The organism is Pseudomonas sp. TE3911, from assembly GCF_054062775.1.
Genome location: NZ_JBSSFP010000001.1, coordinates 4,656,914 through 4,682,586, shown reverse-complemented (window position 1 = coordinate 4,682,586; position 25,673 = coordinate 4,656,914). Strand labels below are relative to the sequence as shown.

Here is a 25,673-nt window from a genome sequence, read left to right as displayed (position 1 = left end):
CGGCTAGACTGTCGGGCTGCCGACTCTCTTGGGTGCCTGATGAACCTTCGCATAATCCTGATTCTGGGTGCCTTGAGCGCCTTTGCGCCGCTGGCGATCGATTTCTACCTGCCGGGCTTCCCGGCGATGGCCACGGCGTTTGCCACCGATGAAAAACACATCCAGCTGACCCTGGCGGTGTACTTCGCCGGTCTGGCCATTGGCCAATTGATCTATGGCCCGCTGGCGGACCGTTTTGGTCGGCGCGGGCCGCTGCTCAGCGGCGTGACCCTGTTTACCCTGGCGTCCTTCGCCTGCGCCTACGCGCCCTCCCTCGATTGGCTGATTGGCGCGCGCTTCGTGCAGGCCCTGGGCGGTTGCGCGGGCATGGTGATTTCCCGCGCGGTGGTCAGCGACAAATGCGATGCCGTGGGCTCGGCCAAGGTGTTTTCCCAGTTGATGCTGGTGACCGGCCTGGCGCCGATTCTTGCGCCGCTGGCCGGCGGGGTGATGGTCGGGTTGTGGGGCTGGCAGTCGATTTTCCTGGCATTGACGGTCTTCAGTGTGATGGCCGCTATCGCCGTGGCATTCGGCTTGCCTGAAACCTTTCCAGCCCATCAGCCACGCCAGCCGTTGTCGGGCTCGTTGCGCCGCTATTTTGGGCTGTTGTCCGACCGGGTTTACCTCGGTTACGCCCTTACCGGCGCGCTGTCGATTGCCGGGATGTTTGCCTACATCGCGGGTTCACCGTTCGTGTTTATCAAACTGTATGGCGTGCCCGCTGAGCATTACGGCTGGGTATTCGGCTCCAACGCCGCTGGCTTCATCCTTGTGGCGCAGCTCAACGCTCGCTTGCTGGCCAAGCGTGGCCCGGCGTTTTTGCTGTCGCGTTCGGTGTGGGTGTATCTGCTGGCGGGTCTGACGCTGCTGGGCATCACGGCGTTGCGCACCGATGCGCTATGGCCATTGCTGGTGCCGCTGTTTATCTGCATCGCCAGTCTGGGCTGCATTTTGCCCAACACCTCGGCGTGTGCCATGAGCGGGCAGGGCGCTCGGGCAGGCAGTGCGTCGGCATTGCTCGGCTGCATCCAGTTCGGTGTGGCGGCGGGGGCGGCGTCGCTGGTGGGGGTGTTGCACGATGGCACGGCCATGCCAATGGCTATGGTCATCAGCCTGTGCGGTGTATTGGCGGTGACGGTGGCCGTGTCGACCCAACGCCTGCAACGGGCCAGAGCCTTGCAGGCGCAGGGCTGAGAGGTGGGTCAGCCAGCGGCGGAGTGTTGCTGGCTGATTGGAAAACGGTGGGGCGCCTTGATACGCGCTTGCAGGGTATCGGCAAAGGCGCGCGCCTCGGCTTCAGTGTGGAAAGTAATGGCTTTCTGGTCCAGACGGACCTCCCACTGGGATTTTGCTAACGCTTTTATCAGGATCTTCATTGCTGACTTCCTCACGTAAAAGAATCGTGGCAAAGGCGGCCAATATAAACCCCGGATACGCTCACAAATATGACAAAGATCAACTCTCTGACTAGCGGTGTCGTCCATTACTCACACGAATAACGGACAACACTGACAGCCGTTGTTTTAGAACCCTTCCAGCACGATCTTGCCCTTGGCCTTGCCGCTTTCCAGCAGTGCATGGGCCCGGCGCAGATTCGCCGCATTGATCACGCCGAAGTGCTCGCCCACCGTGGTTTTCAAGGTGCCAGCGTCGATCAGCTCGGCCACGCGATTGAGTAGGTTGTGCTGCTCAATCATGTCCGGCGTCTCGAACATCGAGCGCGTGTACATAAACTCCCAATGCAGCGACAGGCTCTTGCGCTTAAGTTTGCTCACGTCCAACGCCTTGGGGTCGTCGATCAGTGCCAGCTTGCCTTGAGGTTGCAGCGCTTCGACCAACTGGTCCAGGTGATGCTCGGTTTGGGTCAGGCTGGCGACGTGGGTGACCTGCGGGTGGCCGGCTTGTTTCAACGCTTCACTCAGCGGTTGGCTGTGGTCGATCACCAGGTCGGCGCCGAGGGCCTTGGTCCATTCCTGGGTTTCCGGGCGCGAGGCGGTGCCGATTACTTTCAATCCGGTGAGCTGGCTGGCCAGTTGGGTCAGGATCGAACCCACGCCACCTGCGGCACCAACGATAAGCAGGCTCTGGCCTTCGTCTTCTTTACCTTCACGCACCTGCAGGCGCTCGAACAGCAGTTCCCAGGCGGTGATGGCGGTCAGCGGCAGCGCGGCGGCTTCGGCAAAGCTCAGGCTCTTGGGCATATGGCCGACGATACGCTCGTCCACAGTGTGCAGTTCACTGTTGCCACCTGGGCGTACCAAGGAGCCGGCGTAGAACACCTTGTCGCCGACCTTGAACAGGCTCACGTCACTGCCGACTGCCTTGACCACACCGGCGACGTCCCAGCCCAGCACTTTGGCGGCGCCGTTTTCCGGGGCGACGTTCTGGCGGACCTTGGTGTCCACGGGGTTCACCGAGATGGCTTTGACTTCCACCAGCAGGTCGCGTGGGCCGGCGACGGGCGCCGGCAATTCGATGTCTTGCAGGGATTTTTCATCGGTGATTGGCAGTGATGCGTAGTAGGCAATGGCTTTCATGAGGGCTCCGGAAAAAGGCGGTGATCAGGCGAGAAACTTCAGGCGCTTGAGTTCGAAGTGTTCGAGTACATCAGCGGCCTTGGCGCGAAAACTTTGGATATGTGCGCTTTGGTCATGGTCGGCCAGTGCGGCGTCATCGCTCCAGCGTTCGAGCATGTAGAAAGTCTCGGGGTGTTGCAGGTCTTGGTGCAGGTCGTATTGCTCGCAACCGGCTTCAAGGCGGGTAGGTTCCAGCAGGCCGCGCAGCAGGGTTTCCAGGGTGGCCTGTTGGCCAGGTTTGGCGATCAGCGTTGCGATGACGTTAAAAGCTGTGGGCATATTCAATTCCAGATACGTAATGAACGGGATGGACAGATGATTGGTCATTTCCCCTGAAGATAAAAGCGGCTAAAACAGCACTCTGTTTCAATAATATTTTGATAATGGGTGGGTGGATGCTGCGTTTTGATGATTTGCAGTTGTTTGTGCGCGCTGCGGACTTGGGGAGTTTGTCGGCGGCGGCGCGGGTGATGGACCTGTCGCCTGCCGTGGCCAGCGCGGCGCTCAAGCGTATCGAGCAACAATTGGGCGCGCGCTTGCTGGCCCGTTCCACCCGCAGCCTGCGCCTGACTGCCGAAGGCGAGGGCTTTCTGGAATACGCCCGCGCCTCGTTGAGCTCCCTTGATGAAGGGCGACGTCTTTTGGCCAGCGGTCAGGACCATGTCAGCGGTGTGCTGCAACTGTCGGCGCCCTCGGATTTCGGCCGCAACCAACTGCTGCCGTGGCTGGACGAGTTCCAGCGTGAGTATCCGCAGCTCGCCGTACGCCTGCTGTTGGGTGACCGGATTGCCGACCTGTTCCGCCAGCCGGTGGACATTGCCCTGCGTTATGGTGAGCCCGAGGACTCCAGCCTGATTGCACTGCCCGTCGCGCCGCGCAACGTTCGTGTGCTGTGCGCAGCCCCCAGTTACCTCGCACGCCACGGTGAGCCGCGACACCTGGAGCAATTGGCCCAGCACAATTGCTTGCTGTATATGCTCGGCACCCGAGTGCATGACCACTGGACGTTTCACGACGGCAAGCGCGAAGTCAGCCTGACGGTCAGCGGCGACCGCTTCAGCGACGATGCCGATGTGGTGCGCCGCTGGGCCGTGGCCGGTATGGGCATTGCCTATAAATCCTGGCTGGATGTGAGCACCGACGTGCTGGCCGGACGACTGCGCCTGATCCTGCCGGAGCTGCGCGGCGAGCGCACGCCGCTCAACCTGCTGTGTGCCCATCGCGCGCAGTTGAGCAAACCCATCAACCTGCTGCGGGAAATGCTTGTAGCTCGCTGTGCGACATTGACGGCTCAATTGTCGGAGCGATTGGACGTCGTGTAATAGCCTCCGTAACGCAAGGAAATTTCACTCAAAACCCGTCCCTACTCTGGCTGTCAGACGCCACGGAACCCGCCCTTGGCGCACTTATACTCTGGCGCCTACCGCATCAGAAAAGTAATTCGACAGGGAGTGAATCGATGGAAGAAGCACCATGCATTAGTCAGATTGCCAGCTTGCTTGCTGAGCCAAAACGCACAGCCATGCTGTGGTCCTTGATGGACGGCTCGGCGAAGTCGTCGAAGGAACTGGCGGCACTTACCGGTCTACCGTCGGCCTCGGCCAATGCACATCTGGCGCGGCTGACCAGTAGCGGCTTGCTGCGAACCGAAGCGCGGTATGGCAAGCGACTGTTTCGCTTGGCAGACGGCGATGTCAGCGCCGCCATCCATGCCTTGGCCAGTACTACCCTGGCCAGTGCCACACGCAGTGCGCCGGGTGTTTCAACGCAGGTCTTGGTTGCGCCGCCGTCATTACGCCGTGCTCGGCTGTGTCATGGTCATCTTGGTGGCGAGCTGGCGGCGCAGTTGTATGAACGAATGATGGCGGCGAGGTGGATCGAGCGCCATGAGCAACGGCTCGCCGTCACATTCAAGGGCGCGCAGCAAATGGCGGGCCTGGGCATTTTTACCCAAGCATTGGCAATGCCGCTGCTGTGCGATTGTTTTGACTGGAGCCAGCAGCAACCACACCTCGGGGGCGCGCTGGGTGCTGGGCTGTTTCAGTTGTTCCTGCAATCGAACTGGATCAGCCTGGTCAACGAGTCCCAGGCTGTGGTGGTCAACGACGTCGGGCTTGAAGAGATCGCCCGATTGGCCGCGCTGTAGGAGCAGGCGCCGTGGTCACAGGCGCTCACTCCAACATTCGCTCACGTCAGGGCTTTACGAGTCGCGCATCCAGGCTGTTCTGCGCCAGGCGTTTGGCCTGGTCCTGGGTCATGCCCAAGGAGGTGTACAGCGCGTGGAAGTTCTCGGTGACATAACCGCCGAAGTAGGCAGGGTCATCGGAGTTCACGGTCACTTTCACGCCACGCTCAAGCATGTCGAGGATGTTGTGCTGGGCCATGTCGTCGAACACGCAGAGCTTGGTGTTGGACAGCGGGCACACGGTGAGTGGGATCTGCTCGTCGATGATGCGCTGCATCAGGCGTTCGTCTTCGATGGCGCGCACGCCATGGTCGATTCGCTGGATTTTCAGCAGGTCGATGGCTTCCCAGATGTACTCCGGTGGGCCTTCTTCGCCGGCGTGGGCAACGGTGAGGAAGCCTTCATGGCGGGCACGGTCGAACACGCGCTGGAACTTGCTCGGCGGGTGACCCATCTCGGAGCTGTCCAGGCCCACGGCCACGAACGCATCACGGAACGGCAGCGCCTGGTCGAGGGTTTTTTGTGCTTCGTCTTCGCTCAGGTGACGCAGGAAGCTGAGGATCAGCCCGCTGGTGATGCCCAGTTGCTGCTCGCCATCTTTGAGTGCTGCGGCGATACCGTTGAGCACGACTTCGAACGGCACGCCACGGTCGGTGTGGGTTTGCGGGTCGAAGAAGGGTTCGGTGTGGATCACGTTCTGCTCTTTGCAGCGCAGCAGGTAGGCCCAGGTCAGGTCGTAGAAGTCCTGAGACGTGCGCAGCACATCGGCGCCCTTGTAATACAGGTCCAGAAACTCTTGCAAGTTGTTGAACGCGTAGGCCTTGCGCAAGGTTTCGACGTCGTTCCACGGCAGCGCAATCTTGTTGCGCTCGGCCAGGGCGAACAGCAGCTCAGGCTCCAGCGAGCCCTCCAGGTGCAGGTGCAGTTCAGCCTTGGGCAGGGCGTTGAGCCAATCGTACATGTCTAAATTCTCATCAGGTGCAATGGCGGCATTCTACAGGGCATAGCCGAAATAATCGGTAAAACCTGACCGGCAGGAGAGTATTCGTTTTATTCGCGCAAGAGGGTTGTGAACTAAGGTGTAACGAAACGTTAGCAGCGTGGCGCAGTCTGTACCCCATCAATGACTGATTTGCTGTACGAAAAAGGCCCCGAATGCTCACCTCCCTCAAGCAAGAAAAATTCATGCTACTGGCGCTGATTGCCGCCATCGCCGCCTACCCGCTGGAGCACTGGATGCTGCACAGCGGGCAAATAGTCGCGCTGTTGGCAGGCGTGGCGCTGATTGGTTTTATCGTAGTGGCGTCGATGCGCGTGGCCCACCACGCCGAGCAACTGGCGGAGAAAGTTGGCGACCCCTACGGCACCATGATCCTTACCCTGGCCGCCGTGCTGGTGGAAGTGGTGATCCTGGCGATCATGATGAGTAATGAGCCATCGCCCACCCTGGTGCGTGACACTATTTATTCGGCAGTGATGCTGGATATCAACGGCATCCTCGGCCTGGCCGCCTTGATGGGCGGCATCAAGCACGGCGAGCAGTCCTACAACGACGACTCGGCGCGCACCTACAGCGTGATGATCCTCACCGCCATGGGCGTGTCGATGGTGGTGCCGGAATTCATCCCCGAAGCTGACTGGAAAATTTACTCAGCCTTCACCATTGGCGCGATGGTGGTGCTCTACACCTTGTTCCTGCGCATGCAGGTGGGGCCGCACAGTTATTTCTTCAGTTACAGCTATCCGGAAAAACGCCGCAAAAAACTGCCGGAAGAGGAGCAAACGCCGCCGGTGAACCTGGTGTTCTCCATCGGCACGTTGGTGTTTGGCGTGATTGTGATTGGCGCGTTGGCCGAGGTGATGTCCAAGACCCTCGACCTGGGTCTGGAAGGCACGGGCGCACCGCCGGTGATTACGGCGATTGTGGTTGCAGCCATTTCGGCGGCACCGGAAATTCTCACGGCCTTGCGCGCCGCATTGGCCAACCGCATGCAGTCGGTGGTGAATATTGCACTGGGAGCGTCGTTGTCGACGGTGATTTTGACGGTACCGGTGATGGAGGCCATGGCGCTCTACACTGGCCAGCCTTTCCAGATGGCGATGACGCCGGTGCAAACGGTGATGGTGTTTATCACGCTGATTGTCAGTGCGATCAACCTCAACGATGGCGAAACCAACGCTATCGAAGGGATGACCCATTTTGTGCTGTTTGCGACATTCATCATGTTGTCGCTGCTGGGATTGTAAGAACACCGCAGATAAAAAGCGGGAGGGGTTGTGCGACGAATCGACGTTCCCCTCCCGCATGTTGAACGGTGTTTACTTAAGTCCCTGCGATCAATCGTCGCGCCGCCTGGCTGTGATCGGCGATCAAACCTTTCAGATCCAGGCCCTCGATCTGCCCGTCGATCACTCGCCATTTGCCCGCGACCATCACCCGATCCGCACGATCCGCACCACACAACAGCAGCGCCGAAATCGGATCATGGCTACCGGAGAACCGCAGCTCATCAAGTTTGAACAGCGCCAGATCCGCCTGTTTACCCACGGCCAATTCACCGATATCCGTACGCCCCAGCAACTGCGCCGAACCTTTGGTGGCCCAGCCGAGCACGCCTTCGGGGGTGATCTTTTCTGCGCCATAACGTAGACGCTGGATGTACAGGGCCTGTCGTGCTTCGAGAATCATGTTCGATGCATCATTGGAGGCGGAACCGTCCACGCCCAGGCCGATGGGCGCGCCCGCGGCTAGCAAGTCGAGGGTAGGGCAGATGCCGGATGCCAGGCGCATATTTGAGCTTGGGCAGTGGCAGATACCGGTACCGGCGGCGCCAAGGCGGGCGATCTCATCAGGGTTGAAGTGAATGCCATGTGCCAGCCAAGTGCGTGGGCCGAGCCAGCCCACGCTGTCGAGGTAATCCACGGTGCGCAGGCCGAAGCGTTGCAGGCAGAAATCTTCTTCGTCGAGGGTTTCCGCCAGATGGGTGTGCAGGCGCACGTCTAGGCTGTTGGCCAGTTCGGCGCTGGCACGCATGATTTCCGGTGTGACGGAGAACGGCGAGCAAGGCGCCAGGGCAATCTGGATCTGTGCGCCGTCGCCGCGTTGGTGGTATTCGCGGATCAGGCGCTGGCTGTCGTCGAGGATGACCTGCCCTTGTTGCACGGTCTGTTGCGGCGGGAGGCCACCGTCGGCTTCGCCCAGGCTCATGGAGCCCCGGGTAAGCATGGCGCGCATGCCCAATTCGCGCACCGTATCAACTTGCACGTCGATGGCATTTTCCAGGCCGTCGGGGAACAGGTAGTGGTGGTCGGCGGCGGTGGTGCAGCCCGAGAGCAGCAATTCGGCCAAGGCGACTTTGGTGGCCAGAGCAAGTTTCTCGGGCGTCAGACGCGCCCACACCGGGTACAGGGTTTTCAGCCAGGGGAACAACGGCTGATTGACCACCGGCGCCCAGGCACGGGTGAGGGTTTGGTAAAAATGATGGTGGGTGTTGATCAGGCCGGGCAGGATCACGTGTTCGCGTGCGTCGAACACCTGTCCACAAGGCACAGCGGGCTCTTTTCCCCAGCCCAGCACTTCGGTGATCACACCGTCCTGCTGCACCAGGCCGCCACGGGCATCAAGGCCATTGGCAGTGAAAATCGCGAGGGGGTTTTTTAACCAGATACGGGTCGCAGGCATTGGCCGGCTCCTCTGAATGATGGGTTCAGGTTTGCCAGCTCAGTGTTGCCCTGTCTGCTGATCCAGGGTCGCCGGTTGGGGCGAGGGCGCAGTCTACGCGCGCAGCGTTATCGACGGCAATCAGTCGATAACGCTGCTCGTCGCTTACCAGGCGATGGTGTCGCCTTTGTAGTCCACGAAGTGGTGACCACCTTTGCCGGTGTAGGCATTTACCTGATCCACCAGGCCGCGCACGCTGGTGTCGACATCGATGTGCGCGTTTTCGCCGCCCATGTCGGTCTTCACCCAGCCCGGATGCAGTGACAGAACAGTGAGTGTGTGGTCGCCCAGTTGAGTGATGAAGCTGTTGGTCATGGAGTTCAGCGCGGCCTTGCTGGCCTTGTACAGCGCCAGGTCTGAGCCGTCGGGGATCGTTACGCTGCCCAATACCGAACTCATGAATGCGAGCACGCCGCTGTCTTTGCGGATCTGCCCGACAAAGCGCTGCGCCAGGTTGATCGGCGCCACGGCATTAGTGAAAAACAACTGGCCGACTTCCGCGAGAGTGGCGTGACCGGGCTCCTGGTTGGCCGGACCCTTGACGCCGGCGTTGACGAACAGCAGGTCGAAGGTGCGCTCTTTGAGGCGCTGGGCCAGGGCGATCACGGCTTGCTGATCGTCCATGTCCAGTTTTTCGATCTGCACCGGACCCACCGCTTTAAGGGCATCAGCCTTGCTCGGATCACGCACGGTGGCGGTCACGTCCCAGCCGTCCTGGAGCAATTGCTTGACCAGGCCAAGGCCCAGCCCGCGCGAGGCGCCGATGATCAGTGCGGTTTTTGGCGTAGACATGAAAAGCTTCCTTTAGAGTCGCGGTTCAGGGGGATTCAGCAAATAACAGTAACAGTTTCAGCGTTGCAGCAGGATACGCCCACGGCTCAGGTCGGCGAGTTGGGCTTGGAGCGTGTCGATGTGCGCCTCACCCAGTGCCAGTTGCAACTCCACACCGTTGGCGGTGAAGTTTTCTTCCACCACTAGCCCGCCAAGTTCAGCAACGCGTAGCTTCACCAAGTTCAGTTCGGAGAATCCACAGGCGCAACTCAGTGGTACGCGGCTGATCAGTTCGAGACGCTCGGCATTCTGCAGGCATTTGTTCGCTCCGCCGCCATAGGCACGGGCGAGGCCGCCGGTGCCCAATTGGATGCCGCCGTACCAGCGAATCACCAATACCGCGACTTGATCAAAACCCTGGGCTTCGATGGCTGCGAGAATCGGCCGCCCGGCAGTGCCACCGGGTTCGCCGTCGTCACTGCTGCGGTATTGGTCGGCCAGCTTCCAGGCCCAGCAGTTATGCGTGGCGTTCAGGTCGCTGTGTTGCTCGAAAAAAGCCTGAGCGTCCTGCGGGCTGGTGATCGGGGCGGCGAGGGTGATGAAGCGGCTTTTGCGTATTTCTTCACGAAACTCGCAAAGGCCGGTGAGCGTGAAAGGCATAAGTGACTTCGTCTAGAGGCTCGGCTTGATGCCGCAGCCTTTGAGAATGATGTGGATCAGGTTGGTGCCGGCATCTTCCATATCTTGCTTGGTCAGCTTGGTGCGACCGGTGACGCGGCAGATCTGGGTGGCGAAGTCTGCGTAGTGCTGGGTGCTGCCCCACAGCAGGAAGATCAGGTGCACGGGGTCGATGGGGTCCATCTTGCCGGCGTCGATCCAGGCTTGGAACACTGCCGCCCGGCCACTGAACCACGTGCGGTAATCCTGGCTGAAATATTCGGTGAGGCATTCGCCGCCGCTGATGATCTCCATGGCGAAGATCCGCGAGGCCTGGGGTTGGCGTCGCGAAAACTCCATCTTGGTGCGGATGTAGCGGGAGAGGGCCACGGCAGGGTCGTCCTCGGCGGTCAGCGTGTTGAAGGTGCTGTCCCACAGTTCGAGGATATTGCTGAGCACGGCGATATACAGGCCCAGCTTGTTCGTGAAGTAGTAGTGCAAGTTGGCCTTCGGCAATCCGGCGCTGGCAGCAATAGTGTTCATGCTGGTGCCCTTGTAGCCATGGCGCGCGAATTCATCTTCAGCAGCCTGGAGAATCGCTTGTTCGTTCTTTTGCCGAATGCGGCTGGCGGGCTTACCGGGCGTGGTTGCTGTGGGCAGGAACTTCGAGGCTCATGGAGATTACCGTGCTGATCGATAGAGACGACGTGTGCACAGATAACCCACCCTCAAGCCTCAGACAAGTCCCGATGCAATAAAACCCTTAAAGCAGTTCCAAGGTGTCGCTTTCCGGCGCTTGGTTTGCGGCAGTTTCGATCGCCTTGGATTCCGGCAGTAGCAGGCACAGTACGATGGCGGTCAGCCCGCCGCTGGTGATGGCGGAGTCGAACAAGTTCTGCACCAGGGTTGGCATCAGGTGAAGCAGATTGGGTTGGGCGGCGATGCCCAGGCCGACGCCAAACGACGTGGCGATGATCAGCATGCTGCGTCGGTCCAGCGGCGCCTGGGCGAGGATGCGCACGCCAGCGGCGGCCACACTGCCGAACATCACCAGGGTCGCGCCGCCCAATACGGGTTTGGGGATTTGCTGCAGCACCGCGCCAATCAACGGAAACAAACCGAGGCAAAACAGCACCACGCCTATATATAAGCCAACGTATCGGCTGGCCACGCCAGTGAGTTGGATCACGCCGTTGTTCTGAGCAAAGGTGGTGTTGGGGAAGGCACTGAAAGTGGCCGCGATCATGCAGCTCACGCCATCACCCAGTACGCCTCCCTTGAGTCGGCTTATATAAGAAGGGCCGCTGATGGGCTGGCGGGCGATCATGCAGTTGGCGGTGAGGTCGCCGACGGTCTCGATGCTGCTGATCAGGTAAATCAGCGCGATCGGTAGGAAAGCGCTCCAGTCGAAGTTGAACCCAAAGCGAAACGGAATCGGCAGGCTCACCAGAGGTAAGTCCGGCAGGGCTTGGGGCACGAGTTTGCCGCTGAACCACGCCGCTAGGCTGCCAAGGGCCAGGCCGATAATGATCGCCGAGAGCCGCACCCAGGGCGTGTTGGAACGGTTGAGCAGAATGATCGTCAGCACCACGAACAGGCCCAATGCAAGATTGGTGGGCGCGCCGAAGTCAGGGGCGTTGAAGCCACCGCCGAGGTCGGTAATGCCGACTTTGATCAGGCTGATGCCGATTAGCGTGATGACAATCCCTGTCACCAAAGGCGTGATGACTCGACGCAATTGGCCGATAAAACGGCTCAGCACGATCTGCACCGCCGCGCCGAAAAAGCACACGCCGAAGATCATCGCCATGATGTCTTCCGGGCTGCCGCCCCGTTGTTTCACCAGGAAGCCTGCCGACAGTACCGCGCCGAGAAAGGCAAAGCTGGTGCCTTGCAGGCAGATCATCCCGGCGCCTATCCCAAATGGCCTACGCGCCTGGATGAATGTGCCGACACCGGACACCATCAACGCCATGCTGATCAGATAGGGCAAATGGGCGGTCAGGCCCAGAGTGGAGCCGATGATCAGTGGCGGAGTGATGATGCCGACAAAAGCGGCCAGCACGTGCTGCAGTGCGGCCAGAAATGCCGGGGCGGGTTTGGGGCGGTCGTTGAGGCCGTAGATCAGGTCGCTGGGGGTGGAGGATTCTGGTGGCATGGCGGGCTAACTCAAGGCGGATGGTCAAGTTCCATCTGTTCTTGCAAAAAGCTGTCCAGTTGCTCAGCTTTTAGCGTAAAGCCTGAGCTAGCGCGTTGTGGCCAGGCTGTCGAGGAAGCTTTCAAGCACCAAATGAGGGCGACGGCCCTTGCGTGTGACCGATGCGAGGCTTAAATCGTAAAAACGCGTAGCCGATTTCAGCGCACGCAGTCGGCCTTGTTGTACCCAGAGGCTGGCGTAGTGGTCGGGCAGGTAGCCGATGTAGCGGCCGGTCAGGATCAGGAACGCCATGCCTTCGCGGTCCGAGGCGCTGGCGGTGCAGTTGAGCGCTTGGTAATGGGCCTGGATTTCGGCAGGCAAACGGAATGTTGGAGCGATGGCGTCCTGGCTGTCGATGCGCTCGTCGCCCAACTGCTTGTCTTCGGCGTAAAACAACGGATGGCCGACTGCGCAATAGAGCAGCGAGCGTTCGCTGTACAGCGGTTGGTACTCCAATCCCGAAAGGGCGCTGGCCTGGGGCACTACGCCCACATGCAAACGACCATCGAGTACGCCTTGTTCGACTTCATTGGGGGCGATCATGCGGATTTGGATCTGCACGTCTGGGCCGCGCTCCTTTAATTGGGCCAAGGCGTGAGTGATGCGCATGTGGGGCAGGGTGACGAGGTTGTCGGTGAGGCCAATGATCAACTCGCCGCGCAAATGCTGGTGCAGACCGTTGACCTCGGTGCGAAAACTTTCCAGTGCACTTAATAGTTGCAGGGCTGACTGATAGACCTCACGGCCTTCTTCGGTCAGTGAGAACCCCGCGCGGCCACGTTGGCAGAGGCGCAATCCGAGACGCTGTTCAAGGTCGCTCATTTGCTGACTGATGGCCGAGCGCCCGATGCCGAGCACGGTTTCCGCTGCCGAGAAGCCGCCGCATTCCACCACACTCCGGAAGATGCGCAGCAGGCGAATATCAAAGTCGCTCACTTGGGCGAGGGGATCGGGTCGACGGCTGCTCATAGTTTAGTGAAGGCCTGACTGAAGGTTAGAAGAGTTGAATTTCACCGACTTTATCGCCGTGGCAATTTAGCTGCAACAACGCGTTTCAATCCCGACGCGGCCTTTTGCCCTGCGAGGTTTTGCTGATGAACATGCCTGAAAACGCCCCATCGTCCCTGGCCAGCCAACTGAAGTTGGACGCGCACTGGATGCCCTACACGGCCAACCGCAACTTCCAGCGTGACCCGCGCCTGATCGTGGCCGCCGAAGGTAGCTGGTTGACCGATGACAAAGGCCGCAAGGTGTACGACTCGTTGTCTGGCCTGTGGACGTGCGGCGCCGGGCACACACGCAAGGAAATCCAGGAAGCGGTGGCCAAGCAATTGGGTACGTTGGATTACTCCCCGGGCTTCCAGTACGGTCATCCGTTGTCCTTCCAGCTGGCGGAAAAGATTACCGACCTGACCCCAGGCAACCTTAATCATGTGTTCTTCACTGACTCCGGCTCCGAGTGTGCCGATACTGCGGTGAAGATGGTGCGTGCCTACTGGCGCCTGAAGGGCCAAGCCACCAAGACCAAGATGATCGGCCGCGCCCGTGGCTATCACGGTGTGAACATCGCGGGCACCAGCCTGGGCGGCGTGAACGGCAACCGTAAGATGTTTGGCCAGGCGATGATGGACGTTGACCATTTGCCGCACACCTTGCTGGCAAGCAATGCCTTCTCCCGCGGCATGCCTGAGCTGGGCGGCATCGCATTGGCCGATGAGTTGCTCAAGCTGATCGAGCTGCATGACGCTTCCAACATCGCGGCAGTGTTTGTCGAACCGATGGCTGGTTCCGCTGGCGTGTTGGTGCCGCCGCAGGGTTATCTCAAGCGCCTGCGAGAGATTTGTGACCAGCACAACATCCTGCTGGTGTTTGACGAAGTGATTACCGGTTTTGGCCGTACCGGCTCGATGTTCGGCGCCGACAGCTTCGGCGTGACTCCGGATCTGATGTGCATCGCCAAACAAGTCACCAATGGCGCGATCCCCATGGGCGCGGTGATTGCCAGCAGCGAGATCTATCAGACCTTTATGAACCAGGCGACGCCTGAGTACGCGGTGGAATTTCCACACGGCTACACCTACTCGGCGCACCCCGTTGCTTGCGCGGCTGGCCTGGCGGCACTCGACCTGTTGCAGAAGGAAAACCTGGTGCAGAGCGTAGCCGAAGTCGCTCCGCACTTTGAGAATGCGCTGCACGGTTTGAAGGGCAGCAAGAACGTGATCGACATTCGCAACTACGGCTTGGCCGGCGCGATCCAGATTGCCCCGCGTGACGGTGATGCCATCGTGCGTCCATTCGAGGCAGGCATGGCTTTGTGGAAGGCGGGTTTCTACGTGCGCTTTGGCGGCGACACCCTGCAGTTCGGGCCAACCTTCAACAGCAAGCCGCAGGATCTGGATCGTCTGTTTGATGCGGTCGGCGAAGTGCTGAACAAGATCGACTGATTTCTCTTTCTATATAGAACAACTTTTCAGGAGCCCTGCATGAGCCTTATCCAGCATTTGATCAACGGTGAGTTGGTCAACGACAGTGGTCGCAGTGCCGACGTATATAACCCGTCCACCGGCCAGGTGATTCACCAAGTTCCGCTGGCCAGCCGTGAAACCATTCAACAGGCGATCGACTCGGCCAAGGCCGCATTCCCGGCGTGGCGTAATACCCCGCCGGCCAAGCGTGCCCAGGTGATGTTTCGTTTCAAGCAGTTGCTGGAACAGAACGAAGCGCGAATCTCGCAGTTGATCAGCGAGGAGCATGGCAAGACCCTGGAAGACGCGGCGGGTGAGTTGAAGCGTGGCATCGAGAACGTTGAGTACGCATGCTCGGCGCCGGAGATTCTGAAGGGCGAGTACAGCCGCAACGTTGGGCCGAACATTGATGCTTGGTCGGACTTCCAGCCGTTGGGCGTGGTAGCGGGTATTACGCCGTTCAACTTCCCGGCGATGGTGCCGCTGTGGATGTATCCGCTGGCAATCGTGTGCGGTAACTGCTTCATCCTGAAGCCTTCGGAGCGTGATCCGAGTTCGACGCTCCTGATTGCGCAACTGTTGCAGGAAGCCGGTCTGCCTAAAGGCGTACTGAGTGTGGTGCACGGTGATAAGGGCGCGGTTGACGCATTGATTGAGGCGCCGGAAGTCAAAGCGCTGAGTTTTGTGGGGTCGACGCCGATTGCTGAGTACATCTATTCCGAAGCGACCAAGCGCGGCAAGCGCGTGCAGGCGCTGGGCGGGGCGAAGAACCACGCCGTACTGATGCCAGATGCGGACTTGGATAATGCGGTCAGTGCGCTGATGGGCGCGGCGTATGGTTCCTGCGGGGAGCGCTGCATGGCCATCTCTGTGGCCGTCTGCGTAGGTGACCAAGTAGCTGATGCGTTGATCGCCAAGCTGGTGCCGCAGATTAAGGCGCTGAAGATAGGTGCGGGCACGACGTGTGGGCTGGATATGGGGCCGCTGGTAACCGGTCAGGCGCGGGATAAGGTCAGCGGCTACATAGAAGACGGTGTTGCTTCGGGTGCAGAGTTGGTGGTCGATGGCCGTGGGCTAAGTATTACCGGGAATGAAGATGGCTTCTTCCTCGGTGGCAGCCTGTTTGACCGTGTGACGCCTGAGATGCGCATCTATAAGGAGGAGATCTTCGGTCCGGTGTTGTGCGTGGTCCGGGTGAGCAGCCTGGAGGCGGCGATGCAATTGATCAACGACCATGAGTATGGGAACGGTACGTGCATCTTCACCCGTGATGGTGAGGCGGCCCGTCTGTTCTGCGATGAGATTGAAGTGGGTATGGTTGGGGTGAACGTTCCACTGCCAGTTCCGGTGGCTTATCACAGCTTTGGTGGCTGGAAACGATCGCTGTTTGGTGACTTACATGCGTACGGTCCGGATGGCGTGCGTTTTTACACCCGGCGCAAGGCGATTACCCAGCGCTGGCCTCAGCGGGCCAGTCATGAGGCGTCGCAGTTTGCTTTCCCTAGTCTGTAAGGCTCTATGAGCAGAAAGCCGGCCCTTTTGGGCCGGCTTTTTCGTTTCTAGGGCTTTTTTTGAGTTATATGGCAAAAATATGAAAAAGAAGGTTGACCACAGATTCTAGGAGCCTATAATTCGCCCCACTTCCCGCGCAGTCGAAACGGAAAACTCCTTGGTAAACAATGAGTTGCGCAGTTTTCGGCGGTAAGTTGCTTCAGTTCATCGAAGCCGAAAGGAAGTTAAAAAAGAGGTGTTGACAGCAGCGTGTAACGCTGTAGAATTCGCCTCCCGCTGATGAGAGATCAGAAGCGCAAGTGGTTGAAGTTGTTGAAGAAATCTTCGAAAGCTTCTGAAAATAATCACTTGACAGCAAATGAGGCTGCTGTAGAATGCGCGCCTCGGTTGAGACGAAAGATCTTAACCAACCGCTCTTTAACAACTGAATCAAGCAATTCGTGTGGGTGCTTGTGGAGTCAGACTGATAGTCAACAAGATTATCAGCATCACAAGTTACTCCGCGAGAAATCAAAGATGTAACCAACGATTGCTGAGCCAAGTTTAGGGTTTCTTAAAAACCCAAAGATGTTTGAACTGAAGAGTTTGATCATGGCTCAGATTGAACGCTGGCGGCAGGCCTAACACATGCAAGTCGAGCGGTAGAGAGAAGCTTGCTTCTCTTGAGAGCGGCGGACGGGTGAGTAATGCCTAGGAATCTGCCTGGTAGTGGGGGATAACGTTCGGAAACGGACGCTAATACCGCATACGTCCTACGGGAGAAAGCAGGGGACCTTCGGGCCTTGCGCTATCAGATGAGCCTAGGTCGGATTAGCTAGTTGGTGAGGTAATGGCTCACCAAGGCGACGATCCGTAGCTGGTCTGAGAGGATGATCAGTCACACTGGAACTGAGACACGGTCCAGACTCCTACGGGAGGCAGCAGTGGGGAATATTGGACAATGGGCGAAAGCCTGATCCAGCCATGCCGCGTGTGTGAAGAAGGTCTTCGGATTGTAAAGCACTTTAAGTTGGGAGGAAGGGCAGTTACCTAATACGTGATTGTTTTGACGTTACCGACAGAATAAGCACCGGCTAACTCTGTGCCAGCAGCCGCGGTAATACAGAGGGTGCAAGCGTTAATCGGAATTACTGGGCGTAAAGCGCGCGTAGGTGGTTTGTTAAGTTGGATGTGAAATCCCCGGGCTCAACCTGGGAACTGCATTCAAAACTGACTGACTAGAGTATGGTAGAGGGTGGTGGAATTTCCTGTGTAGCGGTGAAATGCGTAGATATAGGAAGGAACACCAGTGGCGAAGGCGACCACCTGGACTGATACTGACACTGAGGTGCGAAAGCGTGGGGAGCAAACAGGATTAGATACCCTGGTAGTCCACGCCGTAAACGATGTCAACTAGCCGTTGGGAGCCTTGAGCTCTTAGTGGCGCAGCTAACGCATTAAGTTGACCGCCTGGGGAGTACGGCCGCAAGGTTAAAACTCAAATGAATTGACGGGGGCCCGCACAAGCGGTGGAGCATGTGGTTTAATTCGAAGCAACGCGAAGAACCTTACCAGGCCTTGACATCCAATGAACTTTCTAGAGATAGATTGGTGCCTTCGGGAACATTGAGACAGGTGCTGCATGGCTGTCGTCAGCTCGTGTCGTGAGATGTTGGGTTAAGTCCCGTAACGAGCGCAACCCTTGTCCTTAGTTACCAGCACGTAATGGTGGGCACTCTAAGGAGACTGCCGGTGACAAACCGGAGGAAGGTGGGGATGACGTCAAGTCATCATGGCCCTTACGGCCTGGGCTACACACGTGCTACAATGGTCGGTACAGAGGGTTGCCAAGCCGCGAGGTGGAGCTAATCCCATAAAACCGATCGTAGTCCGGATCGCAGTCTGCAACTCGACTGCGTGAAGTCGGAATCGCTAGTAATCGCGAATCAGAATGTCGCGGTGAATACGTTCCCGGGCCTTGTACACACCGCCCGTCACACCATGGGAGTGGGTTGCACCAGAAGTAGCTAGTCTAACCTTCGGGAGGACGGTTACCACGGTGTGATTCATGACTGGGGTGAAGTCGTAACAAGGTAGCCGTAGGGGAACCTGCGGCTGGATCACCTCCTTAATCGACGACATCAGCTGCTCCATAAGTTCCCACACGAATTGCTTGATTCATTGAAGAAGACGATAAAGAAGCAGCCCGAAATTGGGTCTGTAGCTCAGTTGGTTAGAGCGCACCCCTGATAAGGGTGAGGTCGGCAGTTCGAATCTGCCCAGACCCACCAATTTTGTGTGGGAAACGCCTGTAGAAATACGGGGCCATAGCTCAGCTGGGAGAGCGCCTGCCTTGCACGCAGGAGGTCAACGGTTCGATCCCGTTTGGCTCCACCACTACTGCTTCTGTTTGTTGAAAGCTTAGAAATGAGCATTCCATTGTGATGATGGTGAATGTTGATTTCTAGTCTTTGATTAGATCGTTCTTTAAAAATTTGGGTATGTGATAGAAAGATAGACTGAACGTTACTTTCACTGGTAACGGATCAGGCTAAGGTAAAATTTGTGAGTGGCTCGAAAGAGCCAAATCGAATTTTCGGCGAATGTTGTCTTCACAGTATAACCAGATTGCTTGGGGTTATATGGTCAAGTGAAGAAGCGCATACGGTGGATGCCTTGGCAGTCAGAGGCGATGAAAGACGTGGTAGCCTGCGAAAAGCTTCGGGGAGTCGGCAAACAGACTTTGATCCGGAGATGTCTGAATGGGGGAACCCAGCCATCATAAGATGGTTATCTTACGCTGAATACATAGGCGTAAGAGGCGAACCAGGGGAACTGAAACATCTAAGTACCCTGAGGAAAAGAAATCAACCGAGATTCCCTTAGTAGTGGCGAGCGAACGGGGACTAGCCCTTAAGTGGCTTTGAGATTAGCGGAACGCTCTGGAAAGTGCGGCCATAGTGGGTGATAGCCCTGTACGCGAAAATCTCTTAGTCATGAAATCGAGTAGGACGGAGCACGAGAAACTTTGTCTGAATATGGGGGGACCATCCTCCAAGGCTAAATACTACTGACTGACCGATAGTGAACTAGTACCGTGAGGGAAAGGCGAAAAGAACCCCGGAGAGGGGAGTGAAATAGATCCTGAAACCGTATGCGTACAAGCAGTGGGAGCCCACTTTGTTGGGTGACTGCGTACCTTTTGTATAATGGGTCAGCGACTTATTTTCAGTGGCGAGCTTAACCGAATAGGGGAGGCGTAGCGAAAGCGAGTCTTAATAGGGCGTCTAGTCGCTGGGAATAGACCCGAAACCGGGCGATCTATCCATGGGCAGGTTGAAGGTTGGGTAACACTAACTGGAGGACCGAACCGACTACCGTTGAAAAGTTAGCGGATGACCTGTGGATCGGAGTGAAAGGCTAATCAAGCTCGGAGATAGCTGGTTCTCCTCGAAAGCTATTTAGGTAGCGCCTCATGTATCACTGTAGGGGGTAGAGCACTGTTTCGGCTAGGGGGTCATCCCGACTTACCAAACCGATGCAAACTCCGAATACCTACAAGTGCCGAGCATGGGAGACACACGGCGGGTGCTAACGTCCGTCGTGAAAAGGGAAACAACCCAGACCGTCAGCTAAGGTCCCAAAGTTATGGTTAAGTGGGAAACGATGTGGGAAGGCTTAGACAGCTAGGAGGTTGGCTTAGAAGCAGCCACCCTTTAAAGAAAGCGTAATAGCTCACTAGTCGAGTCGGCCTGCGCGGAAGATGTAACGGGGCTCAAACCATACACCGAAGCTACGGGTATCACGTAAGTGATGCGGTAGAGGAGCGTTCTGTAAGCCTGTGAAGGTGAGTTGAGAAGCTTGCTGGAGGTATCAGAAGTGCGAATGCTGACATGAGTAACGACAATGGGTGTGAAAAACACCCACGCCGAAAGACCAAGGTTTCCTGCGCAACGTTAATCGACGCAGGGTTAGTCGGTCCCTAAGGCGAGGCTGAAAAGCGTAGTCGATGGAAAACAGGTTAATATTCCTGTACTTCTGGTTATTGCGATGGAGGGACGGAGAAGGCTAGGCCAGCTTGGCGTTGGTTGTCCAAGTTTAAGGTGGTAGGCTGAGATCTTAGGTAAATCCGGGATCTTAAGGCCGAGAGCTGATGACGAGTTAACTTTTAGTTAACGAAGTGGTTGATGCCATGCTTCCAAGAAAAGCTTCTAAGCTTCAGGTAACCAGGAACCGTACCCCAAACCGACACAGGTGGTTGGGTAGAGAATACCAAGGCGCTTGAGAGAACTCGGGTGAAGGAACTAGGCAAAATGGCACCGTAACTTCGGGAGAAGGTGCGCCGGTGAGGGTGAAGGACTTGCTCCGTAAGCTCATGCCGGTCGAAGATACCAGGCCGCTGCGACTGTTTATTAAAAACACAGCACTCTGCAAACACGAAAGTGGACGTATAGGGTGTGACGCCTGCCCGGTGCCGGAAGGTTAATTGATGGGGTTAGCTAACGCGAAGCTCTTGATCGAAGCCCCGGTAAACGGCGGCCGTAACTATAACGGTCCTAAGGTAGCGAAATTCCTTGTCGGGTAAGTTCCGACCTGCACGAATGGCGTAACGATGGCGGCGCTGTCTCCACCCGAGACTCAGTGAAATTGAAATCGCTGTGAAGATGCAGTGTATCCGCGGCTAGACGGAAAGACCCCGTGAACCTTTACTATAGCTTTGCACTGGACTTTGAATTTGCTTGTGTAGGATAGGTGGGAGGCTTTGAAGCGTGGACGCCAGTCTGCGTGGAGCCAACCTTGAAATACCACCCTGGCAACTTTGAGGTTCTAACTCAGGTCCGTTATCCGGATCGAGGACAGTGTATGGTGGGTAGTTTGACTGGGGCGGTCTCCTCCTAAAGAGTAACGGAGGAGTACGAAGGTGCGCTCAGACCGGTCGGAAATCGGTCGTAGAGTATAAAGGCAAAAGCGCGCTTGACTGCGAGACAGACACGTCGAGCAGGTACGAAAGTAGGTCTTAGTGATCCGGTGGTTCTGTATGGAAGGGCCATCGCTCAACGGATAAAAGGTACTCCGGGGATAACAGGCTGATACCGCCCAAGAGTTCATATCGACGGCGGTGTTTGGCACCTCGATGTCGGCTCATCACATCCTGGGGCTGAAGCCGGTCCCAAGGGTATGGCTGTTCGCCATTTAAAGTGGTACGCGAGCTGGGTTTAGAACGTCGTGAGACAGTTCGGTCCCTATCTGCCGTGGACGTTTGAGATTTGAGAGGGGCTGCTCCTAGTACGAGAGGACCGGAGTGGACGAACCTCTGGTGTTCCGGTTGTCACGCCAGTGGCATTGCCGGGTAGCTATGTTCGGAATAGATAACCGCTGAAAGCATCTAAGCGGGAAACTAGCCTCAAGATGAGATCTCACTGGAACCTTGAGTTCCCTGAAGGGCCGTCGAAGACTACGACGTTGATAGGTTGGGTGTGTAAGCGCTGTGAGGCGTTGAGCTAACCAATACTAATTGCCCGTGAGGCTTGACCATATAACACCCAAGCAATTTGCTTGCTTCGAGCTTAAAAGCGAAAGAGCACCAGATTGCGGTGTGTGAAGACGAAATGAACCGAAAGTTCGACTCTTGCAAACACCGAAAGCTATCACATACCCAATTTGCTGAAGCGAGGCCAACTGGTCACGACTCAGTACCCGAATTTCTTGACGACCATAGAGCATTGGAACCACCTGATCCCATCCCGAACTCAGTAGTGAAACGATGCATCGCCGATGGTAGTGTGGGGTTTCCCCATGTGAGAGTAGGTCATCGTCAAGATTAAATTCCGAAACCCCATTTGCGAAAGCAGATGGGGTTTTGTTTTGGGCGGGCGGAAAGTGCGAAGAGGTCCACGACAAATTTGCACAGTTATTTCTGAACCAGACCACTAGAATAGGCACCTAACCTTTTTTAGAGCCAGAGCCCTACTATGCCCGATCCGGTTGATGCCCTTGAGGTGTCGGATTTACCACTGGACGATCTAGTGGCATGCCATGAGTGTGACTTGCTGATGCGCAAACCCGTGCTCGCCCTCGGCGAAAAAGCGCAATGTCCGCGCTGCGGCTACGAGCTGTACGCTCATCGCCACAATGTCGTCGAACGTAGCCTCGCGCTGGTTCTCGCGGCGCTGTTGCTGTACATCCCCGCGAACTTTCTTCCCATCATGAAGCTCAATCTACTCGGGCAGTCCTCAGAGGACACCGTCTGGAGTGGCGTAGTTGGCTTGTTCGACACCGGCATGCAGGGCGTCGCAGCTGTAGTGTTTCTATGCAGCATGGGCATTCCCTTGCTCAAGTTGCTTTGCCAATTGGCGGTGCTGCTCAGTATTCGTTGGAAAATCGGGCGTAGTTACGGCCTGCTGCTGTACCGCATCTACCACCACATGAAAGATTGGGGAATGTTGGAGGTCTACCTGATGGGCGTACTGGTAGCTATCGTAAAACTTGCCGACATGGCCTCCATCACGATTGGCCTGGGTTTGGTCTGCTTCGTCAGTCTATTAATGGTTCAGGTTCTGCTTGAGGTGGTGATGTCGCCGCATCAGATCTGGCAAGCACTGTCAGGGGAAGATGATCATGCGGGCGATTGATGCGGGCATTCTGATCTGTACCGAATGCCACGAGTTAAACAAGCAGCAAGCAGATACCGATGAGCAAATTTGCACGCGTTGCGGTGCGCTGATCCATGCCCGCCGTCCCAACAGCCTTACCCGCACCTGGGCATTGCTGATCACTGCCGCAATTCTATATATCCCCGCCAACCTGCTGCCAATCATGACCATCAACTCATTGGGCCAGGGAGACCCCAGCACCATTATGGCTGGCGTGATCCAACTGGTGCAGCACGGTATGTTTCCCATCGCCGCCGTGGTATTTATCGCCAGTATTCTGGTGCCGACATTCAAGCTGGTTGGCATTGGCCTGCTACTGTTCTCGGTGCAGCGTCACCAGCCGCTCTCTGCACAACAACGCATTGTGATGTACCGCTTTATCGAATTCATTGGGCGCTGGTCCATGTTGGATATCTTCGTGATCGCCATCCTGGTGGCGGTCGTAAACTTTGGACGGCTTGCCAGCGTCGAGGCCAACCTCGGCGCAGCGGCGTTCGCCAGTGTGGTGATCTTGACGATGCTTGCCGCTGTAACTTTTGATCCCCGACTGATTTGGGATAACACGGAGTCGGACGACGACCATGAGTGAATTGCCTAAAGCTAAAACCCGCCCAGCCTCCAACTGGTCGGCCATTTGGGTGTTGCCCCTGATTGCTCTGATCATCGGCGGCTGGCTGGGATGGCGTGCCTATTCCCAACAGGGCATCGAGATCCAAGTGCGCTTCGAAAGTGGCGAAGGCATTCAGGTCAACAAGACTGAAGTGGTCTATAAGGGCATGCCCGTGGGCAAGGTCAAAGCCTTGGCTTTGGATGACGAGGGCAACAATCGCGGGGTGATCGCCACCATCGAGATGAACAAGGACGTCGATCAATACCTCAAGACCAACACGCGCTTCTGGCTGGTCAAACCCAGCGTCAGCCTCGCCGGCATCACCGGCTTGGAAACCCTGGTCTCGGGTAACTACATCGCCGCCAGCCCTGGCGATGGTGAGCCCACACGTAAATTCAAAGCGCTCTCTGAAGAGCCCCCGTTATCCGACGCCAAGCCCGGTCTGCACTTGACCATCAAGGCTGATCGTCTCGGCTCGCTGAACCGTGGCAGCCCAGTCTTCTACAAGCAAATCCAAGTCGGCCAGGTCAAAAGCTACCTATTGTCCGAAGATCAAAGTACCGTTGAAATCAAGGTCTACATCGAGCCGACTTACGCCAACCTGGTGCGCAAACACACGCGTTTCTGGAACGCCAGCGGCATCAGCATCGACGCTAACCTTTCCGGTGTGAAAGTGCGCAGCGAGTCTCTTTCCAGCATCGTCGCGGGCGGTATCGCCTTCGCCACGCCGGAGAACCGCAAAGACAGCCCCCCGACCGACCCAAGCCTGCCTTTCCGTCTGTATGAAGACTTCGACGCCGCCGCTGCTGGCATCAGGGTCAAGGTCAAGCTCACCGACTTCGAAGGCCTGCAGGCTGGGCGTACGCCGGTGATGTACAAAGGCATCCAGGTGGGTAGTTTGAAAACCCTGAAGATCGACCCGGACCTCTCCAGCGCCAATGCCGAGTTGACTCTCGATCCGTTGGCCGAAGATTACCTGGTGCAGGACACCCAATTCTGGGTTGTGAAACCGTCCATCTCCCTGGCAGGCATCACCGGTCTGGAAGCGTTGGTAAAAGGTAACTACATCGCCATCCGCCCTGGCGATAAGGGCAGCGCCCCGCAGCGCGAATACGTTGCCCGCGCCAAAGCGCCGCCACTGGACCTGCGTTCACCGGGCCTGCACATGGTGCTGTTCACCGATAACCTCGGCTCCCTGGATGTTGGCAGCCCGATCCTCTACAAGCAGGTCAAGGTCGGTTCGGTGCAGAGCTACCAGTTCTCGCGCAAGAACAAGCAACTGGTGATTGGCGTTCACATCGAGAAGGAATACGAAAACCTGGTCAATGGCTCCACGCGCTTTTGGAATGCCAGCGGCGTCACCCTGACCGGCGGCCTCACCGGCGGCATCCAGGTCAAGAGTGAATCTCTGGCCAGCCTGATGGCCGGTGGTATCGCCTTCGAAACCCCCCAGCCAAACGTGCCGCTGAAAAAACGTATTCCGCGTTTCCGTTTGTTCGCTGACCGTGAAGCCGCCAATCAGCATGGCACGCTGGTGACCATCAAGGTCGACCGCGCCGACGGCCTGCGCCCAGGCACTGCCGTACGTTTCAAAGGCCTTGATGTCGGCAAGATCGAGAGTGTCGACCTGAGTGCCGATATGCAGTCGGTGCTCCTCAGCGCCCGCATCACTCAGGTGGCAGACCGCATCGCGCGTGCAGGTAGCCAGTTCTGGGTGGTCAAGCCGGAACTGGGCCTGATGAAAACCTCCAACCTGGAAACCCTGGTCACTGGCCAATACATCGAAGTGCAACCAGCGGTAAAAAGCTCCGGTCCGCAAAAGAGCTTTGTCGCCTTGGACCAGCCGCCTGAAGCTGTCCGACGAGAAGACGGTTTGAGCCTCACGCTCAGCGCCGCACGTCGTGGCTCGTTGAAGGAAGGTGTCCCCGTTACCTACCGCGAAGTTACCGTGGGCAAAGTCACTGGCTACGAATTGGGCCAAACCGCTGACCGTGTGCTGATCCATATCCTGATCGAGCCCAAGTACGCATCGCTGGTGCGCGGTGGCAGTCGTTTCTGGAATACCAGTGGCTTCGGTCTCGACTTCGGCCTGTTCAAAGGCGCCACCGTGCGCACCGAATCCCTTGAGACGCTGGTTTCCGGCGGTATCGCCTTCGCCACGCCAGACGGCGAGCGCATGGGCAACGCTGCACGGCCGCAGCAAACCTTTCCGCTGTTCGACAAGGTTGAGGATGAATGGCTGACCTGGGCGCCTAAAATTCCGCTCGGCAAGTAGGTCCGATAGCGCCCTCAAAAGCACTGCAAAAAC

At 57.5% G+C, this 25,673-nt stretch carries 18 protein-coding genes, 2 tRNA genes, 3 rRNA genes and 1 pseudogene; 14 read left to right on the top strand and 10 right to left on the bottom strand.

Features of this window, described 5'->3' with window-relative positions; all coding sequences use genetic code 11:
• The first annotated feature begins 39 nt into the window (after window positions 1–39).
• The gene (locus ACVWXD_RS21340; protein ID WP_181644394.1) at window positions 40–1,233 is read left to right on the top strand and encodes a multidrug effflux MFS transporter; all 1,194 of its coding nucleotides are present in this window, start codon (window positions 40–42) and stop codon (window positions 1,231–1,233) included.
• Between the two features lie 8 nt (window positions 1,234–1,241).
• On the opposite strand, the gene ACVWXD_RS21335 is transcribed toward ACVWXD_RS21340, so the two are convergent.
• The 3 genes from ACVWXD_RS21335 to ACVWXD_RS21325 all read right to left on the bottom strand — a co-directional run bounded on the left by ACVWXD_RS21335 (window position 1,242) and on the right by ACVWXD_RS21325 (window position 2,894).
• The gene (locus ACVWXD_RS21335; protein ID WP_163033283.1) at window positions 1,242–1,415 is read right to left on the bottom strand and encodes a hypothetical protein; all 174 of its coding nucleotides are present in this window, start codon (window positions 1,413–1,415) and stop codon (window positions 1,242–1,244) included.
• 147 nt (window positions 1,416–1,562) lie between these two features.
• Window positions 1,563–2,576 carry a zinc-binding alcohol dehydrogenase family protein gene (locus tag ACVWXD_RS21330; RefSeq protein WP_122682039.1) on the bottom strand — a complete coding sequence of 338 codons (1,014 nt, stop codon included), beginning with the start codon at window positions 2,574–2,576 and terminating at the stop codon, window positions 1,563–1,565.
• A 24-nt stretch (window positions 2,577–2,600) separates the two neighbouring features.
• Window positions 2,601–2,894 (bottom strand): putative quinol monooxygenase, encoded by a 294-nt coding sequence (locus ACVWXD_RS21325; RefSeq protein WP_032887109.1) that lies wholly within the window; start codon window positions 2,892–2,894, stop codon window positions 2,601–2,603.
• A 116-nt stretch (window positions 2,895–3,010) separates the two neighbouring features.
• Here ACVWXD_RS21325 and ACVWXD_RS21320 point away from each other — a divergent pair, with 116 nt between their 5' ends.
• Together ACVWXD_RS21320 and ACVWXD_RS21315 are read left to right on the top strand one after the other, a co-directional pair.
• Complete coding sequence (locus tag ACVWXD_RS21320; protein WP_181644393.1) at window positions 3,011–3,937, top strand: LysR family transcriptional regulator; 927 nt, start codon at window positions 3,011–3,013, stop codon at window positions 3,935–3,937.
• Window positions 3,938–4,074: 137 nt separating this feature from the next.
• Entirely contained in the window at window positions 4,075–4,761 is a 687-nt protein-coding gene (locus tag ACVWXD_RS21315) for an ArsR/SmtB family transcription factor (RefSeq protein ID WP_032887106.1), read from the top strand.
• 46 nt (window positions 4,762–4,807) lie between these two features.
• On the opposite strand, the gene ACVWXD_RS21310 is transcribed toward ACVWXD_RS21315, so the two are convergent.
• Window positions 4,808–5,761: an adenosine deaminase gene (locus ACVWXD_RS21310; protein ID WP_032887105.1), complete on the bottom strand. Its 954-nt coding sequence runs from the start codon at window positions 5,759–5,761 to the stop codon at window positions 4,808–4,810.
• A 194-nt stretch (window positions 5,762–5,955) separates the two neighbouring features.
• Between ACVWXD_RS21310 and ACVWXD_RS21305 the strand changes: the two genes are divergently transcribed.
• Window positions 5,956–7,047, top strand: coding sequence for a calcium:proton antiporter (locus ACVWXD_RS21305; protein ID WP_032887104.1), 1,092 nt, complete (start codon window positions 5,956–5,958; stop codon window positions 7,045–7,047).
• A gap of 76 nt (window positions 7,048–7,123) precedes the next feature.
• Here ACVWXD_RS21305 and ACVWXD_RS21300 read toward each other — a convergent pair whose 3' ends face one another.
• The 6 genes and pseudogenes from ACVWXD_RS21300 to ACVWXD_RS21275 form a co-directional block, all read right to left on the bottom strand.
• Complete coding sequence (locus ACVWXD_RS21300) at window positions 7,124–8,482, bottom strand: 8-oxoguanine deaminase (protein WP_122753909.1); 1,359 nt, start codon at window positions 8,480–8,482, stop codon at window positions 7,124–7,126.
• Window positions 8,483–8,626: 144 nt separating this feature from the next.
• Complete coding sequence (locus ACVWXD_RS21295) at window positions 8,627–9,313, bottom strand: SDR family oxidoreductase (protein ID WP_032887102.1); 687 nt, start codon at window positions 9,311–9,313, stop codon at window positions 8,627–8,629.
• Between the two features lie 57 nt (window positions 9,314–9,370).
• Window positions 9,371–9,952 (bottom strand): IMPACT family protein, encoded by a 582-nt coding sequence (locus tag ACVWXD_RS21290; RefSeq protein WP_032887101.1) that lies wholly within the window; start codon window positions 9,950–9,952, stop codon window positions 9,371–9,373.
• Between the two features lie 12 nt (window positions 9,953–9,964).
• Window positions 9,965–10,625, bottom strand: a pseudogene (locus ACVWXD_RS21285) (TetR/AcrR family transcriptional regulator).
• An 87-nt stretch (window positions 10,626–10,712) separates the two neighbouring features.
• A complete protein-coding gene (locus ACVWXD_RS21280; RefSeq protein WP_181644392.1) occupies window positions 10,713–12,107 on the bottom strand; it encodes a uracil-xanthine permease family protein in 1,395 nt (464 codons plus the stop codon).
• An 87-nt stretch (window positions 12,108–12,194) separates the two neighbouring features.
• On the bottom strand, window positions 12,195–13,115 hold the full coding sequence (locus ACVWXD_RS21275; RefSeq protein WP_032887097.1) for a LysR family transcriptional regulator: 921 nt from the start codon (window positions 13,113–13,115) through the stop codon (window positions 12,195–12,197).
• 125 nt (window positions 13,116–13,240) lie between these two features.
• Between ACVWXD_RS21275 and ACVWXD_RS21270 the strand changes: the two genes are divergently transcribed.
• From ACVWXD_RS21270 to ACVWXD_RS21225, 10 genes are all read left to right on the top strand, one after another.
• Window positions 13,241–14,590 carry an aspartate aminotransferase family protein gene (locus ACVWXD_RS21270; RefSeq protein WP_032887096.1) on the top strand — a complete coding sequence of 450 codons (1,350 nt, stop codon included), beginning with the start codon at window positions 13,241–13,243 and terminating at the stop codon, window positions 14,588–14,590.
• Window positions 14,591–14,629: 39 nt separating this feature from the next.
• Entirely contained in the window at window positions 14,630–16,123 is a 1,494-nt protein-coding gene (locus ACVWXD_RS21265) for a CoA-acylating methylmalonate-semialdehyde dehydrogenase (RefSeq protein WP_032887095.1), read from the top strand.
• Between the two features lie 573 nt (window positions 16,124–16,696).
• Window positions 16,697–18,233, top strand: a 16S ribosomal RNA gene (locus tag ACVWXD_RS21260).
• An 83-nt stretch (window positions 18,234–18,316) separates the two neighbouring features.
• A tRNA-Ile gene (locus ACVWXD_RS21255) sits at window positions 18,317–18,393 on the top strand.
• Window positions 18,394–18,423: 30 nt separating this feature from the next.
• A tRNA-Ala gene (locus tag ACVWXD_RS21250) sits at window positions 18,424–18,499 on the top strand.
• A gap of 247 nt (window positions 18,500–18,746) precedes the next feature.
• Window positions 18,747–21,638 (top strand): 23S ribosomal RNA (locus tag ACVWXD_RS21245).
• 169 nt (window positions 21,639–21,807) lie between these two features.
• Window positions 21,808–21,923 (top strand): 5S ribosomal RNA (gene rrf / locus ACVWXD_RS21240).
• Together the 16S, 23S and 5S rRNA genes with 2 tRNA genes alongside form the textbook arrangement of a ribosomal RNA operon.
• Before the next feature lie 151 nt (window positions 21,924–22,074).
• On the top strand, window positions 22,075–22,734 hold the full coding sequence (locus ACVWXD_RS21235; protein ID WP_032886028.1) for a paraquat-inducible protein A: 660 nt from the start codon (window positions 22,075–22,077) through the stop codon (window positions 22,732–22,734).
• Window positions 22,721–23,344 (top strand): paraquat-inducible protein A, encoded by a 624-nt coding sequence (locus tag ACVWXD_RS21230; protein WP_032886029.1) that lies wholly within the window; start codon window positions 22,721–22,723, stop codon window positions 23,342–23,344. Before ACVWXD_RS21235 ends, ACVWXD_RS21230 begins: the two co-directional genes overlap by 14 nt.
• Complete coding sequence (locus tag ACVWXD_RS21225; protein WP_095183739.1) at window positions 23,337–25,640, top strand: PqiB family protein; 2,304 nt, start codon at window positions 23,337–23,339, stop codon at window positions 25,638–25,640. The genes ACVWXD_RS21230 and ACVWXD_RS21225 overlap by 8 nt, the downstream gene beginning before the upstream one ends.
• The last annotated feature ends 33 nt before the right edge of the window (window positions 25,641–25,673 follow it).

Excerpts from the sequence above, each read along its gene's own strand:
- ACVWXD_RS21340 (WP_181644394.1), top strand. The coding sequence starts at position 40 with ATGAACCTTCGCATAATCCTGATTCTGGGTGCCTTGAGCGCCTTTGCG.
- ACVWXD_RS21335 (WP_163033283.1), bottom strand. The coding sequence starts at position 1,415 with ATGAAGATCCTGATAAAAGCGTTAGCAAAATCCCAGTGGGAGGTCCGT.
- ACVWXD_RS21330 (WP_122682039.1), bottom strand. The coding sequence starts at position 2,576 with ATGAAAGCCATTGCCTACTACGCATCACTGCCAATCACCGATGAAAAA.
- ACVWXD_RS21325 (WP_032887109.1), bottom strand. The coding sequence starts at position 2,894 with ATGCCCACAGCTTTTAACGTCATCGCAACGCTGATCGCCAAACCTGGC.
- ACVWXD_RS21320 (WP_181644393.1), top strand. The coding sequence starts at position 3,011 with ATGCTGCGTTTTGATGATTTGCAGTTGTTTGTGCGCGCTGCGGACTTG.
- ACVWXD_RS21315 (WP_032887106.1), top strand. The coding sequence starts at position 4,075 with ATGGAAGAAGCACCATGCATTAGTCAGATTGCCAGCTTGCTTGCTGAG.
- ACVWXD_RS21310 (WP_032887105.1), bottom strand. The coding sequence starts at position 5,761 with ATGTACGATTGGCTCAACGCCCTGCCCAAGGCTGAACTGCACCTGCAC.
- ACVWXD_RS21305 (WP_032887104.1), top strand. The coding sequence starts at position 5,956 with ATGCTCACCTCCCTCAAGCAAGAAAAATTCATGCTACTGGCGCTGATT.
- ACVWXD_RS21300 (WP_122753909.1), bottom strand. The coding sequence starts at position 8,482 with ATGCCTGCGACCCGTATCTGGTTAAAAAACCCCCTCGCGATTTTCACT.
- ACVWXD_RS21295 (WP_032887102.1), bottom strand. The coding sequence starts at position 9,313 with ATGTCTACGCCAAAAACCGCACTGATCATCGGCGCCTCGCGCGGGCTG.
- ACVWXD_RS21290 (WP_032887101.1), bottom strand. The coding sequence starts at position 9,952 with ATGCCTTTCACGCTCACCGGCCTTTGCGAGTTTCGTGAAGAAATACGC.
- ACVWXD_RS21280 (WP_181644392.1), bottom strand. The coding sequence starts at position 12,107 with ATGCCACCAGAATCCTCCACCCCCAGCGACCTGATCTACGGCCTCAAC.
- ACVWXD_RS21275 (WP_032887097.1), bottom strand. The coding sequence starts at position 13,115 with ATGAGCAGCCGTCGACCCGATCCCCTCGCCCAAGTGAGCGACTTTGAT.
- ACVWXD_RS21270 (WP_032887096.1), top strand. The coding sequence starts at position 13,241 with ATGAACATGCCTGAAAACGCCCCATCGTCCCTGGCCAGCCAACTGAAG.
- ACVWXD_RS21265 (WP_032887095.1), top strand. The coding sequence starts at position 14,630 with ATGAGCCTTATCCAGCATTTGATCAACGGTGAGTTGGTCAACGACAGT.
- ACVWXD_RS21235 (WP_032886028.1), top strand. The coding sequence starts at position 22,075 with ATGCCCGATCCGGTTGATGCCCTTGAGGTGTCGGATTTACCACTGGAC.
- ACVWXD_RS21230 (WP_032886029.1), top strand. The coding sequence starts at position 22,721 with ATGCGGGCGATTGATGCGGGCATTCTGATCTGTACCGAATGCCACGAG.
- ACVWXD_RS21225 (WP_095183739.1), top strand. The coding sequence starts at position 23,337 with ATGAGTGAATTGCCTAAAGCTAAAACCCGCCCAGCCTCCAACTGGTCG.